The organism is Haloplanus vescus (assembly GCF_900107665.1).
GTDB lineage: Archaea > Halobacteriota > Halobacteria > Halobacteriales > Haloferacaceae > Haloplanus > Haloplanus vescus.
Window position 1 is genome coordinate 51,023 of record NZ_FNQT01000002.1, and the last position, 13,142, is coordinate 64,164.

Annotated in this window: 14 protein-coding genes; 4 read left to right on the forward strand and 10 right to left on the reverse strand. The window is 68.8% G+C overall.

Features of this window, described 5'->3' with window-relative positions; translation table 11 throughout:
- Positions 1 to 3 precede the first annotated feature (3 nt).
- The 3 genes from BLU18_RS07920 to BLU18_RS07930 are packed head-to-tail and all read right to left on the reverse strand — an operon-like array spanning position 4 to position 2,469.
- The gene (locus BLU18_RS07920) at positions 4 to 378 is read right to left on the reverse strand and encodes a translation initiation factor IF-5A (RefSeq protein WP_092633765.1); all 375 of its coding nucleotides are present in this window, start codon (positions 376 to 378) and stop codon (positions 4 to 6) included.
- A gap of 54 nt (positions 379 to 432) precedes the next feature.
- Positions 433 to 2,106, reverse strand: coding sequence for an ABC1 kinase family protein (locus BLU18_RS07925; RefSeq protein WP_092633767.1), 1,674 nt, complete (start codon positions 2,104 to 2,106; stop codon positions 433 to 435).
- Between the two features lie 6 nt (positions 2,107 to 2,112).
- Positions 2,113 to 2,469, reverse strand: a complete 357-nt coding sequence (locus BLU18_RS07930; RefSeq protein ID WP_092633769.1) for an Hsp20/alpha crystallin family protein — start codon at positions 2,467 to 2,469, stop codon at positions 2,113 to 2,115.
- A gap of 96 nt (positions 2,470 to 2,565) precedes the next feature.
- On the opposite strand from BLU18_RS07930, the gene BLU18_RS07935 reads away from it, so the two are divergent.
- Both BLU18_RS07935 and BLU18_RS07940 read left to right on the forward strand, forming a co-directional pair.
- A complete protein-coding gene (locus BLU18_RS07935; protein ID WP_092633771.1) occupies positions 2,566 to 3,786 on the forward strand; it encodes a molybdopterin molybdotransferase MoeA in 1,221 nt (406 codons plus the stop codon).
- Positions 3,787 to 3,811: 25 nt separating this feature from the next.
- Positions 3,812 to 5,698, forward strand: a complete 1,887-nt coding sequence (locus BLU18_RS07940) for a molybdopterin biosynthesis protein (RefSeq protein WP_092633773.1) — start codon at positions 3,812 to 3,814, stop codon at positions 5,696 to 5,698.
- A gap of 13 nt (positions 5,699 to 5,711) precedes the next feature.
- Here the strand turns inward: BLU18_RS07940 and BLU18_RS07945 are convergent, their stop codons facing one another.
- The 4 genes from BLU18_RS07945 to hemA form a co-directional block, all read right to left on the reverse strand.
- Positions 5,712 to 6,365, reverse strand: coding sequence for an HAD family hydrolase (locus BLU18_RS07945; protein ID WP_092633775.1), 654 nt, complete (start codon positions 6,363 to 6,365; stop codon positions 5,712 to 5,714).
- 371 nt (positions 6,366 to 6,736) lie between these two features.
- Entirely contained in the window at positions 6,737 to 7,096 is a 360-nt protein-coding gene (gene lwrS, locus BLU18_RS07950; protein ID WP_092633777.1) for an LWR-salt protein, read from the reverse strand.
- The gene (locus BLU18_RS07955) at positions 7,093 to 7,371 is read right to left on the reverse strand and encodes a 4a-hydroxytetrahydrobiopterin dehydratase (RefSeq protein WP_092633779.1); all 279 of its coding nucleotides are present in this window, start codon (positions 7,369 to 7,371) and stop codon (positions 7,093 to 7,095) included. Before BLU18_RS07955 ends, lwrS begins: the two co-directional genes overlap by 4 nt.
- Positions 7,372 to 7,408: 37 nt before the next feature.
- Positions 7,409 to 8,740, reverse strand: a complete 1,332-nt coding sequence (hemA, locus tag BLU18_RS07960) for a glutamyl-tRNA reductase (protein ID WP_092633781.1) — start codon at positions 8,738 to 8,740, stop codon at positions 7,409 to 7,411.
- Between the two features lie 283 nt (positions 8,741 to 9,023).
- Here hemA and BLU18_RS07965 point away from each other — a divergent pair, with 283 nt between their 5' ends.
- Positions 9,024 to 9,743 (forward strand): rhodanese-like domain-containing protein, encoded by a 720-nt coding sequence (locus BLU18_RS07965; RefSeq protein ID WP_092633783.1) that lies wholly within the window; start codon positions 9,024 to 9,026, stop codon positions 9,741 to 9,743.
- Here BLU18_RS07965 and BLU18_RS07970 read toward each other — a convergent pair.
- Positions 9,740 to 10,177 (reverse strand): DUF5778 family protein, encoded by a 438-nt coding sequence (locus BLU18_RS07970; RefSeq protein WP_092633785.1) that lies wholly within the window; start codon positions 10,175 to 10,177, stop codon positions 9,740 to 9,742. The two genes, BLU18_RS07965 and BLU18_RS07970, sit on opposite strands and share 4 nt — an antisense overlap.
- A 40-nt stretch (positions 10,178 to 10,217) precedes the next feature.
- Entirely contained in the window at positions 10,218 to 10,631 is a 414-nt protein-coding gene (locus BLU18_RS07975) for an Lrp/AsnC family transcriptional regulator (protein WP_092633787.1), read from the reverse strand.
- 97 nt (positions 10,632 to 10,728) lie between these two features.
- On the opposite strand from BLU18_RS07975, the gene carA reads away from it, so the two are divergent.
- On the forward strand, positions 10,729 to 11,793 hold the full coding sequence (gene carA / locus BLU18_RS07980; RefSeq protein WP_092633790.1) for a glutamine-hydrolyzing carbamoyl-phosphate synthase small subunit: 1,065 nt from the start codon (positions 10,729 to 10,731) through the stop codon (positions 11,791 to 11,793).
- Here the strand turns inward: carA and BLU18_RS07985 are convergent, their stop codons facing one another.
- A complete protein-coding gene (locus BLU18_RS07985; protein ID WP_092633792.1) occupies positions 11,794 to 13,107 on the reverse strand; it encodes an MFS transporter in 1,314 nt (437 codons plus the stop codon).
- Positions 13,108 to 13,142: the final 35 nt, after the last annotated feature.

Sequence of the window (13,142 nt, forward strand, 5' to 3'; positions counted from 1 at the left end):
CGCTCAGACGATTTTCCGCTGGCCTTCGTACTCCAGATACTCGATTTCGTCGTCGGGCGAGAGGTCCGCGTCCTCCGGGACGCGCATCGTGAACGTCTCGAAGTTGTCGAGGTCCATAATCTGGGCGTCGTCACCAGAGACGGAGACGACCTGCCCGCCCTTCCGTTCGACGATAGGGACCCACACCTTCGCGTCGACCGGCTGGCTGAGCGAGCGCTTCCTGTCGTCGAAGACACCCTTGCCCTCGATTCGTGCCTTGGCGCTGCCGTGTTTCCCCGGCTTGGCCGTACTGTACGAATTGATTTTGCAGGGGACGTCTTCCATCATGACGTAGCTCCCCTCCTGCAGTTCCCGCACTTGCTTTTGCTCTCGCGCCATACCGTTCGATAACGGAAGGCGGTGTATAAACGGTTTGGAACGCCGTTGTGGCGACTATTCCTCGCGTCGCCGCCGCATCTCCTGCCGCGTGAACTGCGGTCGGGCTTTGACCCCTTTCTTCCGGCGGAGCGACCGATAGAGCAGGATTCCGACGGGAATCGTTACCGCGCCGGCGACGGCGGCCGCCTCCGGCGTCTCGTTGAACGAGTAGAGGATGGCCGTCGAGAGGATGCCCACCGCCACGAGGATGCTGTAGGCGATGCGCTTTGCCAACTGGTCGAGCACGTCGTGTTCGTCGTCGAGACGCACCTCGACGGTCAGGTCGTCGCGGTTGACTCGGTCCAGCGTCTCGTCGAGTTTCGGCGGGACGGTCACCAGCGACCGCGCCGTCTCCTCCAGTTGGTCACCTGCGGATTCGACCGCCTGCCGGACGCCCTCCTCCCGATACCCCTGCTCGGTGAGGTAGTCGGTGGCGACACTGATGAAGTCGAAGTCGGGGTCGAGCGTGATGCAGACGCCCTCGACCACCGTCGCCACTCGCAGGATGAGCGCGAAGTTCCGCGGCAGGCGCAGGGGGAACTCGTAGATGGTGTCCTCGACCTGTTGGATGACCTGCTGGACGCGGTACTGCTCTATGTCCTCGCCGCGAACGTCGGCGATGGCGAGCTCCATCACGTTGCCCATCACCTGCCGGTCGGCGTTCGGGCTGAGCGTCCCCATCTCGACCATCGCGTCGAGGATGCCGTCGATGTCCTGATTCGCCACCGCGACGTAGAACTCGACGATTTTGTCTTGGAAGAACGCGTCGACGCGCCCGCTCATCCCGAAGTCGTAGAAGATGATGGCGCCGTCCTCGTCCACCGAGAGGTTGCCCGGATGAGGGTCGGCGTGGAAGACGCCGTCCTCGATTATCATCTGGAGGTAAATTCGCTGGAGGCTCTCGGCGAGTTCGCTCCGGTCCAGTCCCTGTTCGTCCAGCGCGGTCACGTCGTTGATTTTCGTGCCCGCGAGATACTCCATCGCCAACACCCGCTCGCCGGACAGTTCGGGAATCGGGTCGGGGATGCGGATGCGGTCGTTGCCCTCGAAGTTCTCGCGAATCTCGCTGAGCATCCGCCGCTCGCGGTTGTAATCCATCTCTTCACGGATGGTGGTGTCGAACTCCTCGGCGAGATTCGACAGCGAGAAGCGCCGCGCCTCGTCGGTGAACCGGAGCAGGAGGGGGAGAAGCCACTTGAGCGCGCGCAGGTCGGATTCGACGAGGGCCTCCACGCCCGGTCGACGCACCTTGATGGCGATTTCCTCGCCTTCGTAGGTGGCGCGATACACTTGGCCGAGGCTCGCACCGCTGATGGCCTCTCGCTCGAAGTCGTCGAACACCTCGTCCACCGGGCCTACCTCGGCTTCGAGGACGGGCCTCGTCTCGTCCCACGGCGCCGGCGGCACGTCGTCTTGCAGACTGCTCAGCACGTCGATGTAGGACGGTGGGAGCACGTCCGGCCGCGTCGACAGCAGTTGCCCGAGTTTGATGAACGTCGGCCCGAGGGTGAGTAGCGAGGTGAGCAGGCGGTCCGCCCGCTCTCGCTGTGTCTCTGGCCCGACGGAGCGCGGCCCGCCGAACAGGAGGTACTTCCGTCGGTCGCGGGCGTACGTGACGATGAGCGGTAGGAACTGGTGGAGGACGCGAACGAACCGCCAGTACGCACGGAGGTTGACCAGCGTGACCACCCGGGCTTACGCGTCCTCGATGGGAACCGATTGCTCCGGTGCGGCCTCGTGTTTCGGCAGTCGGAGTTCGAGGACGCCCCGCTCCATCGACCCCTCCGCGCCTGCGCCCGTCGCGTCCGGCGGCAGGGGGAGTTCGGCGTCGAGGAACAGCGAGCGGTCCTCGCGGACGTAGTCGAACGACGCCGGGAGCGTCTTCTCGCGGCGCGCCTCGACGAAGAGCCGCCCCATCTCGACCCGCGCGTCGACCGTTGCTGCCGTCGCGCCGGGGAGGTCGATGACGAGCAAGTAGGCGTCGTCGCTCTCGAGCAAGTCCGCGAACACCGCCTCGGGCAAGTCTCGGAGCGCATCCCGCAGTGCTGACATGGGACGGGGTAAGGCGCGGGCATCGAAAAAGGCCGCGGTGTGTTCGACCCCCGTCGCCAGCTACGGGTTTTTGTATCCCCGAGCGCAAAGGCGGGTATGAGCCACGACGACCTCGAACACGCGGGCTTCAAGGACCGAACCCGGGTCGCCGAGGCCCTCGAGACGGTCCGCGAAGCCGTCTCGGGACACGACCGAACCGAGCGGGTCGCCCTCGGCCGTGCCGACGGCCGCACCCTCGCCGAACGCGTGGTCGCCCCTGCGCCCGTTCCGGGCTACGACCGCGCCGCGATGGACGGTTACGCCGTCCGCGCCGAGGATACCTTCGGCGCGACGGGCCGGTCCCCGACCGTCCTCCGCGAGAGCGAGGGCGGCGTCGCCCCCGGCGAAGCCGTCCGCGTCCACACCGGGAGCGACCTACCCGACGGCGCCGACGCCGTCGTCATGATAGAGGAAACGGAGCGCGTCGGCGACGACGTCGAGGTGTTCGACGCCGTCGCGGAGGGCGAGAACGTCGGCGAAGTCGGCGAAGACGTCGCCGAGGGCGCCGAACTCTACGAACCCGGCCACCGGATTCGCCCCTCCGACCTCGGCCTCCTGAAGTCCGTCGGCGTCGACCAGGTCACCGTCTACGAACCGCCGACCGTCGGCGTCGTCCCGACGGGCGAGGAACTCGTCCAGCGCGACCCCGGCCCCGGCGAGGTCATCGAGACGAACGGCCTCACCGTCTCCCGGATGGTCGACCGCTGGGGCGGCGTCGCCAGTTACCGCAACGTCGTCGACGACGACCCCAACGCCATCCGCGCGGCCATCGAGCGCGATTTGGCGAAAGACGTCGTCGTCACCACCGGCGGCTCCTCCGTCGGCGAACGCGACTACACCCCCGAAGTCGTCGACGAGTTGGGCGAGGTGCTCGTCCACGGCGTCGCCCTCAAGCCCGGGCACCCCGTCGCCCTCGGCGTCGTCGAGGACACGCCGGTCATCATGCTCCCCGGCTACCCCGTCGCCTGCATCATCAACGCCGTCCAGTTCCTCCGGCCGGTGCTGAAGCTCGCGGGCAACATGCCCGTCCCCTCGCATCCGACCGTCGAGGCGCGACTCGACCGCAAGATATCGAGCGAACCGGGAACGCGGACGTTCGCCCGCGTCCGCCTGCGCGAGGCGGACGGCGAACGCGTCGCCGAACCCACCCGCGCCAGCGGGTCGGGGGTCCTCTCCAGCGTCGCCCTCGCCGACGGCTGGGTCGTCGTCCCCGAGGGCCGCGAGGGGTACGACGCCGGCGAGACCGTCGCCGTCGAAAATTGGGAGTGGTCCGCGTGAGCGCGGCGTTCGGAGGTGGTCGCCGATGAGCGACCGCCGCGAGTTCCGTGACCTCGCCTCGCCCGCCGAGGCCCGCGAGGCCATCGACAGCCTCGACCTCTCGCCCGCCGACGAGACGGTCTCCCTCGACGAGGCGCGGGGGCGCGTCCTCGCCGGGCGAATCGACGCCGCCCTCGACGTGCCGGGGTTCGACCGCGCGAGCATGGACGGCTACGCCGTCCGCGCCCGCGACACCTTCGGCGCCGACGAGGCGGACCCCGCCGTCCTCGACCAGATTGGTGCCGTCCACGCCGGCGCCGAACCCGACGTGGAGGTCACCGAGGGGACCTGTGCCGAAATCTCGACCGGCGCGGTGATGCCCCCGGGCGCCGACGCCGTCGTGAAAGTCGAGCGCACCGACGAAGTCGACGCGGGCGTCGCCATCCGCACCTCCGTCGCCCCCGGCGACGCCGTGATGGTCGCGGGCGCGGACGTGGCCGCCGGGTCGCGTGCGCTCGGTCCCGGCACACTCCTCACGCCCCGCGAAATCGGCCTGCTGTCGGCGCTGGGCGTCGACGAGGTGCCCGTCCGCGGGCGCCCGACGGTCGGCATCGTCTCGACCGGCGACGAACTCGTCCGCCCGGGCGGCGACCTGAACAGTGACGCCGGCCAGATTTACGACGTGAACTCCTACACCATCGCCGCGGGCGTCGAGGAGGCGGGCGGCGAAGCCGTCCTCTACCCCCACGCCGGCGACGACTACGACGAGATGGAACGCCTCCTCGTCGAGGCCGCCGAGGAGTGTGACCTCGTCCTCTCCTCCGGGTCCACCTCCGCCAGCGCCGTCGACGTCATCTATCGCGTCATCGAGACCGAGGGCGACCTCCTCCTGCACGGCGTCTCCGTCAAACCCGGCAAGCCGATGCTCGTCGGCCGCCTCGACGACTCGGCGTACATCGGCCTGCCCGGCTACCCCGTCTCCGCGCTCACCATCTTCCAGACGTTCGTCGCACCCGCCATCCGCGAGGCTGCGGCGCTCCCGGAGCCACGGACCGCGACCGTCGAGGGCGAGATGGCCGTACAGGAACGCTACGGCGAGGGCCGCACCCGACTCATGCCCGTCGGCCTCGTTGACGACGCCGACGGCACCCGTCTCGTCTACCCCGTCGACAAGGGGAGCGGCGCGACGACGAGTCTGGTCGAAGCCGACGGCGTGGTCGAAGTCGACGCCGACACGGCCTACCTCGCCGCCGGAGAGCAGGTGACGGTCCAACTCTTCTCGCCCGACGTGCGCCCGCCTGCCCTCTTCGGCGTCGGCGAGGACGACCCCGCGCTCTCGCGCTTGCTCGATCACGTCTCCCAGCCCCGTTACCTCGACGTGGGGAGTCGTCAGGGTCGGCGGCGCCTCCGCGACGGCGTGCCCGACGTGGCCGTCGTCTCCGGCCCCTCGGACCGCGACCTCGATGCCGTCGAACTCGGCGGGTGGACCCGCGAGTGGGGCCTCGTCGTCCCGCCCGGCAACCCCGACGACGTGGACGGCCTCGCCGACCTCGTGGACCGCGACCTCCGGTTCGTCAATCGCGCCGTCGACGCCGGCCTGCGCGCCAGCCTCGACGCCGAACTCGAACGACTGGCCGACGAACGCGACACGGACCGCCGCGACCTGACCGACGCCATCGACGGCTACGACCTGACAGTCAAGGGCTTCGAGAGCCCCGCGCGCAAGGTGCTCGCCGGCGACGCCGCGGTCGGCCTCGGCCTCCGGGAGACGGCGGAGACGCTCGACTGTGGCTTCGTCCCTCTCGGCACCGAGTCCGTCACCGTCTTGGCCGACCCCGACCGGGCGGCCAAGCCCGGCGTCGAATCACTCCAGCAGGCGCTCGACACCCGTCTTGACGACGTGGTGGATTCGCTGTCGGGCTACGACGCCTGAGGGCCGCGGAGAATCAGTCGCTCGCGACGCGGGCCGCGCGTCGCAGTTCGTCGAACGATTGGACGCGATAGTCACCGAGCACGCAGCGACCGCGTCGCTGCGGGTCGTGGCGTTCGACGTGGATGCCGTCGAGGCCGGCGTTCCACGCCGCGCCGATGTCGTTCGGGCCGTCCCCCGCGAGGACGCCCGTGGCGTCGTCGCCGACGTTCAGGTCGGACATGGCCAGATACACCGGCGCGGGATCGGGCTTCCACCCGATGTCGTGGGTGCAGGAGACGACCGTGTCGAACCAGTCGCGGATGTCGAGTTGGTCGAGCACCGGGTCGACCAGATACTCCTGACAGTGCGTGACGAGGCCGACCGGTCGGTCGAGGTCGGCGACGAAGTCGGCGTCGTCGTGGAGGAAGGTTGCCTCGGCGCGTTCCGTCGGGTCTTCGGCCTCGTGGAGCGCCGCCCAGAACGCCTCGGGGTCGATGCCCCACTCGCGCAGCTGCGGCGTTCGCTCCCCCGACAGGCCGTGCCAGAGCACTTCGACCTCGCGCTCGGAGAAGGAGCGCCCCAACTGGTCTCCCACGCGGTCGAACACCGCATCGGCGTAGTCGGGGTCGACGTCCACCAGCGTCCCGTCGAGGTCGAACAGCCAGAAGTCGTAGGCGTGTGCGACCATTCACGCTCGAATACGCGCGGCCCAAACAAGTGTGTTCCGCCGCTACTACTGATACTGTTCAGAATCGCGCGATTTCGTCGGTGACACCTCGAAAGCCCCGCCGCGCTGGAGTCGGGGGGCTCGCTGCGCGCGCTCCCTGCGGTCGCGTGCTTACGTCGCCCGCCTTCCTCCAGCGCGGCGCCCCTTTCAGTCCCACCCACAGCGGCTGGCCAATCAAGCGGCGCGGGTGGGACTGAAAGGGGCCGGCGGTTCGGCGAACCCGGATGACGCAAGCACCGCAACGGAGTGAGGAGCGCAGCGAGGCCCGGGAGCCGAACCGTCGGGGGCTTTCGAGGTGGTCTCGGTTTCAATCTGCATATCTGAGCGTTATCCTACGATTCGACGCGAATCGAACTCCCGAGGTGGGCGTGCAACACCTGCTGGGGGGTGTCGTCGAAGGCGTCGCTCTCCGCGATGGCGTCCCGAAGCGCGTCGAGATACGCCTCGTCGGCGCGCAACTCGCTGAACGTCACGTCCCGAACGGGGACGCCGAGCCAGTCTTCGGCCAGCGACCGGAGATGTGCCTCGTCGCTCGCCTCGCCGCGCCAACACGCCGCCTCGAAGAAACGCCAGTCGTCGGTGTCCGGTTCGGCGGCGGGCTTTCGCACCACCGTCTCGAAGGTGTCGGGGTCGGCGGCGACGCCCGACGCGTCGAGTTCGAAGGTGACCCGGAAGACGTACGCGGCGTTCATGCGCGTTCGTCGTCGAACAGGTTGGCGAGGCGGATGTCCGTCTCGGTGATACCGCCCGCTTCGTGGCTCGTGAGTCGGACCTCCACCTCGTCGTAGCGGATGCGAATCTCGGGGTGGTGGAACTCCTCGTCGGCCACCTCGCCGACGTGGGTGGCGAAGGTGACGCCGTCAAGGTAGTCGTCGAAGGGGTAGACGCGGACGATTTCGTCGCCGTCGCGCTCCCACCCATCGGGGAGTTGGCGGTCGATTTCGTCGTCGTCAAGCGTGTCGGCCATGCCGGCACGTCGGCCGGCCGAAAAATAACGGTTGGGCCTACTCGTCGCCGACGCGGTCGACGGCGTGTGGGGGACGCTCGCCGTCCATCCCCTCTCGGGGGCGGTCGGCCGCCGGCGGCTGTGAGTCGTCGCCGAACTCGGGGTCGAACAGGTCGAGTGCGGTCTGAATCGTCGTCCAGTCGTCCTCGGCGGCGGCGTCGCGGAGGCTCTTCGTCGGCGCCGCGAGCAACTGTCCGACGAGGGCGTCGGCGAGGTCCTCGACCGTCTCGCGTTGCGCCTCGGTCACCTCGCCCTGTGCTTCGAGACGGGAGAGCGCGGTCCGCAGCTCGCGTTCCTTGACGAGCTCGGCGCTCTCGTACATCGTGCTGATGGCTTCGTCGGCCTGCTGGCGCTTGAACGAGTCGAGCAGGCGGTCGAGTTCGTCGTCGATCATCTCCTCGACGGCGGCCGCGGCCTCCCGGCGCTGTTCCCGCGTCTCGTCGGTGATGGCCTCCAGCGAGTCGATGTCGTAGGCGTCCACGTCGTCCAGACTGCTCACCGACGGCGCCACGTCTCGGGGCTGTGCGAGGTCGATGACCAGCGTCGACCCGGCGTCGTCGAGGTCGTCGCCATCGAGCACCGGGTCGGGGCTGTTCGTCGCGGTGACGAGGACGTCAGCCGTGGTGGCGGCGTCGGCCGTCGCGTCGAGCGGAACCGCGCTCGCGTCCGCGTCCACCTCGTCGGCGAGGCTGGTGGCCTTCGACACCGTCCGGTTGGCGATGACGAGCGTCGACACGCCCGCATCGTCGAACGCGCGGGCGGCAATGCGACCCATCTCGCCCGCGCCGACGACGAGCGCCGTCGCGCCCCGAAGCCGGCGCTGTCGGGCGGCGAGTTCGACCGCCGCGCTCCCGAGCGAGACGACGCCTTCGTTTATCTGTGTCTCCGTCCGCGCTCGCTCGCCCACGTGTAGCGCCTTCGTGATGGCGGGGTCGAGGACGGGGCCGATGCCGCCGGCGCCCCGCGCCGTCTCGAAGGCCGAGCGCAGTTGACCGATGATCTGGTCTTCGCCGAGGACGAGCGATTCCAGCCCTGCGGCGACGCGCATCAGGTGCCGGAGACTCGTCTCGTGGTCCATCTCGTGGACCGCGCCGTCGCGAAGGTCCGGCGCGAAGTCGTCGAGCGCCGCCCGGCCAGCGGCGGCCGATTCGGCGACGACGTACACTTCCGCACGGTTACAGGTTTGGAGGGCGAACGCCTCGTCGACGCCGTCTCGGGTCAGCAAATCGCGGACAGCCGTCTCCTCGTCGGCCGTCGTCGCCGACTCGATCTCGTCGACCGTCGCGCGCTGGTGAGCGACGGTCACGCCACGAATGACTCCCGTCGTCACAGTGAATCACTCCGAGACACGCCTATCATGTCGTCCGTTTCGGGTCCGGCTTTGCGCCCGTCCTACCTAAACTCTTCCAATGACGCCGCCACGGCGGCGTGTCGACGCTCTCGGGGCGTCTCGACGCCGCCCGCCCGTCCGACTGGCGAGCCTCACGGAACCGTTGCATGGACCCACCTCCACGGTGCGGACGCTTAAACGTCCCGTCGTCTCCCAGCGGGTGACAACCGGCCGACGACTGGCTGGCAGAAGTCTCATGCCGATTCGATACCTACCGCCGCTAATGACCCGCTCTCGACGTGCCGTCCTCGCGAGTACCGGCGTCGCGCTCGGTTCGCTCGCCGGTTGCCTCGGCGGCAGTAGTGGTAGCGCCTCCAATCTCGACGGCTACCAGACAATCAGCGTCGACGGACAGTCGGTACCGCTCGCGCCCCTCTCGGACGTTCACGCGTGGTACGAATCCGACCGGGCCCGCTTCGCCGACGCCCGCTCGCAGACGGCGTACGCCGAGTCACACATCGACGGGGCCGTCTGGAGTCCGGCCCGCAACGGCCAGTCGTCCGACGACCCCGTGGAGTCGTGGGACACCGACACGCTCATCGTCACCTACTGTGGCTGTCCGCATCACCTCTCGTCGATGCGGGCCGCGTCGCTCATCGACGCTGGCTACGAGAACGTCGTCGCCCTCGACGACGGCTTCTGGGCGTGGCAGGACGCCGGCTACCCCGTCGTCGGCGGCAACCCCGACTACGAACCGCCGCTTCGCGTCGTCGAGGGCCAGACCGACCCGGCCTTCGCGGGCGAGATGGCGTGGGCGCGTCACGACCCCTCCGGGCAGCGCGAAGTCACGCCCATCGCCGACGACGGGTCGTACGCCCTCAACGTCCGCTTCGCAGGCGTCGCCGACGAGGACCCGATTCGACTCACGACGCCCGCGTACGAACTGTCCGCACCGCTCGGCGAACTCGCTGCCGGCGTCGTCAGCGCGGCGGGCCGACTCTAAACTTCGCTCGCGGACATCTCGTCGTCCTCGTCGAGGACGACACTCGTCACGTCGTACCCTCGGTCGTTGATGTCCTCCACGAGGGCCTCTTGGTCGGCGTCGGCCTCGTAGTAGAACACGATGTCGAAGGTACCCTCGCGGAGGAGTTGCTGGCACTCCCAGACGAACTCGTCGCCGTCGAGGGTGCGACCCTGGAACTGGTTCGAGGAGAAGTTGGGGTCGTCGTTGCCGGCGTGGATGTACGTCTCGCCTTTCCCGGCGTGGGCGGCGATGACCTCGTTGAGTTCGACTGTCAGTTCCTGCATCTCAAGGTCCTCCTGCCCGGAGAGGTCGGTGTGGACGATGGCGCCCGCGAGGTCGATGTCGCCCGGTTCGAGGAGGGATTTCGTGCGTCGGTAGAGGTCGTCGTCGATAACGTCGGACTGACTGCTCATACTTCACATCCGGACGGCGGTGATTTACCGATGACGATTTTCAGCCCGTCTGCTCGTTGAGAATCAGTCGGGTCTTCGTGTTTTGCACCTCGTCTAAGTCCCGCGCTTTCGTGATGAGGTCGTTCACCGCGCCCGTGTCCGCGGCGTCGACGACCATGACGATGTCCGCCTCGCCCGAGACTTGCCACACGAAGTCGACTTCGTTCCACTCGGCCATCCGCCCCGACACGTCGGCGGTATCCACGTCGACGGCGACCGACACCTCGATCATCGCCTTCACGTTGCCGGTACGGGTGGCGACGGTGAATCGCTCGATGATGCCCTCGTCGACGAGGCGTTCGACCCGGTTGCGGACCGTCCCCTCGGAGGTCCCGACTTGGTCCGCAATCTCCGTGTAGGGCGTCCGCGAGTCTCGCCGGAGGATTCCCAGAATCCGCCGGTCCAGATCGTCCATACGGCCGGTACTGCTGGCAGTGACTTACCGATTACGAAATTCGTAACTCAACTACGAAAGGAAGGCTTAATGGCCGCGGCTCACTGTGTTTCTCGTAATGTCGGACGCCTACCTTGCCTTGGAGGACGGCCGCGTCGTCGAGGCGCGTGGCCGTGCTCCGGGTCGGACCCGCGGCGAACTGGTCTTTACGACCGCATACACTGGCTACGAGGAGAGTCTGACCGACCCCTCATACGAGGAGCAGGTCCTCACCTTCTCGTACCCCCTCATCGGCAACTACGGCGTCCGATCCGAGCGATTCGAATCCGACCGCGTCCACCCTCGCGCGGCCATCGCCCGCGAGTTCACCGAAGACGTCGTCGAGTGGCTGGACGAGGAGGGCATCCCCGCCATCGACCACCTCGACACGCGAGAACTCGTCACCTCCATCCGCGAGGAAGGGGCGATGAAGTGTGGCATCGCCGTCGGCCCGGACGCCACCCCCGAGGACGCCAAGGAAGAACTCGCCGCCTGCAAGGGCATGAGCGAACACGTCGACATCGGCGCGCAGGTGAGCGTCGACGAAGCCGAAGTCTACGAGGGTGGCTCGGCCGCGACGGTCGCACTCGTCGACTGCGGCGCCAAGGGCTCCATCATCGAGTCCCTGTGTGACCGCGACGCGACGGTGCACGTCCTGCCCTACGACGCGACGCCCGAGGACGTCGAAGCCGTCGACCCCGACGTGCTCTTCATCTCGAACGGCCCCGGCGACCCGAAGAACTTCGAGGCCGCCGAGTCGCTGGTCGACGCCTACCTCGGCGACCTGCCCATCGCCGGCATCTGTCTCGGCCAGCAGGTGGTCGCCAACGCCCTCGGTGGCTCCACCGAGAAGATGGCCTTCGGTCACCGCGGCGTCAACCAACCGGTCCGTGACTTAGACTCCGGGCGCGTCGTCATGACGACCCAGAACCACGGCTACACCGTAGGCGAACCCGGTGACCGCCTCGACGTGACGCAGGTGAACGTCAACGACGGCACCGCGGAGGGCCTCGCCAACGACGAACTCGACGTCATCACGCGCCAGTACCACCCCGAGGCCAACCCCGGTCCCCACGACTCGCTCGACTTCTTCGACGAGGTGCTCGACATGGCGCCGGACACCACCGTCGCCACGTCGGACTGATTACGCGCGGCCTTTCATCCGTTCGAGCAACAACCCGACGACTGGCAGGACGACCACGGCGCCGGCGACGAAGGGCGACCAGTACGCGAGCGCGTACAGCCCCGCCGCCACCGGCGGCCCGACGGTCCGGCCCAGACTCCCCGCGCCCTGCGTGACGCCGAAGGCGGTCCCCTGTTTGCTCGCGTCGGCACTCGACGACACCAGCGCCGCCAGCGACGGGTTCAGGAGGCCGTTCCCGACCGAGAGCACGGCGAGAATCCCGAGGAGCGTGACCAGCTCGGGAGTGAGCCACGCCGGGCCACTGACCGAGGGCAAGAAGCCACCCAGTGCCGGGGCGAAGGGGAGCGCCGCGAGGGCGACGGCGAGCAGTCCGGCGCCGACGACGGCGAGGCGCCCCGACCCGAACCGGTCGGCCAGTCGTCCCACGAGCAGTCCTTGATTGACCGCGCCGAGGACGCCCACGTACGTGAGCAAGAGCGCCGCGGCGGCGGCGTCGAAGCGATAGGCTGCGGCGTCGGCGACAAAGGGGATGAACATGACCTGAATCCCCGCGAACGCGACGGAGACGAGGAAAAAGGAGAGGACGAGGCCCCGGAGGTCGGGGTCGCGAAGCGCCGTGACGAAGTCGGAGACGAGCGACGACCGCTCGCCGCTCGTCCGCCGTCGTTCGGGTTCCTCCAGCGCGAACAGCGCGACGGCGAGGGCGACGAGACTCATCGCCGCCGCGCCGAACGCGGGGAGCGAAAAGGGCGTGGCGGGAATCGGGAGCGGCGCCGCCAGCCGAACCGCCGTGTCGCTCGCCAGCGCGCCGCCGATGGCCGGGCCGAAGATGAACCCGAGGCTGAACGAGGCGCCGACGAGGCCGAGCGCCGCGGCGCGTCGCTCTCGCGGCGTCACGTCCGCGACGTACGCCTGCGCCGCCGCGATGTTCCCGCCCATCGCGCCGGCAAGCGCTCGTGAGCAAAAGAGGACGGCGACGCCGGCGAGCGGTCCCGCCGCGTCGCCGACGGGGTCGCCGAGGCCGAAGACGGTCCACGCGACGGCGCTCCCGGCCAGCGAGAGCGTGATGACCGGGCGCCGCCCCCAGCGGTCCGAGGCGCGGCCGAGCGCGGGCGCCGCGAGGAACTGCGTGAGCGAGTACGTCGCGGCCAGCAGGCCGATGAACACGTCGCCGACGCCGAAGCTCCGGACGTAGTACGGGAGGATGGGGACGACGATGCCGAAGCCCACCAGATCGAGGAAGACGACGAACACGACGGTCCCGACGGCCCGGCGGGGGCGGTCGAGCTGTGCCGTCGCCCCGGCGATTGCCATACCCACACCGGCGCCGCCAGCGGGGTATAAGTTGG

Coding starts and splice junctions, on each gene's coding strand:
- BLU18_RS07920 (WP_092633765.1), bottom strand. CDS start 378: ATGGCGCGAGAGCAAAAGCAAGTGCGGGAACTGCAGGAGGGGAGCTAC.
- BLU18_RS07970 (WP_092633785.1), bottom strand. CDS start 10,177: ATGAGCAGTCAGTCCGACGTTATCGACGACGACCTCTACCGACGCACG.
- BLU18_RS07955 (WP_092633779.1), bottom strand. CDS start 7,371: ATGGCCGACACGCTTGACGACGACGAAATCGACCGCCAACTCCCCGAT.
- BLU18_RS07985 (WP_092633792.1), bottom strand. CDS start 13,107: ATGGCAATCGCCGGGGCGACGGCACAGCTCGACCGCCCCCGCCGGGCC.
- BLU18_RS07965 (WP_092633783.1), top strand. CDS start 9,024: ATGACCCGCTCTCGACGTGCCGTCCTCGCGAGTACCGGCGTCGCGCTC.
- BLU18_RS07945 (WP_092633775.1), bottom strand. CDS start 6,365: ATGGTCGCACACGCCTACGACTTCTGGCTGTTCGACCTCGACGGGACG.
- BLU18_RS07935 (WP_092633771.1), top strand. CDS start 2,566: ATGAGCCACGACGACCTCGAACACGCGGGCTTCAAGGACCGAACCCGG.
- BLU18_RS07975 (WP_092633787.1), bottom strand. CDS start 10,631: ATGGACGATCTGGACCGGCGGATTCTGGGAATCCTCCGGCGAGACTCG.
- BLU18_RS07930 (WP_092633769.1), bottom strand. CDS start 2,469: ATGTCAGCACTGCGGGATGCGCTCCGAGACTTGCCCGAGGCGGTGTTC.
- BLU18_RS07940 (WP_092633773.1), top strand. CDS start 3,812: ATGAGCGACCGCCGCGAGTTCCGTGACCTCGCCTCGCCCGCCGAGGCC.
- carA (WP_092633790.1), top strand. CDS start 10,729: ATGTCGGACGCCTACCTTGCCTTGGAGGACGGCCGCGTCGTCGAGGCG.
- lwrS (WP_092633777.1), bottom strand. CDS start 7,096: ATGAACGCCGCGTACGTCTTCCGGGTCACCTTCGAACTCGACGCGTCG.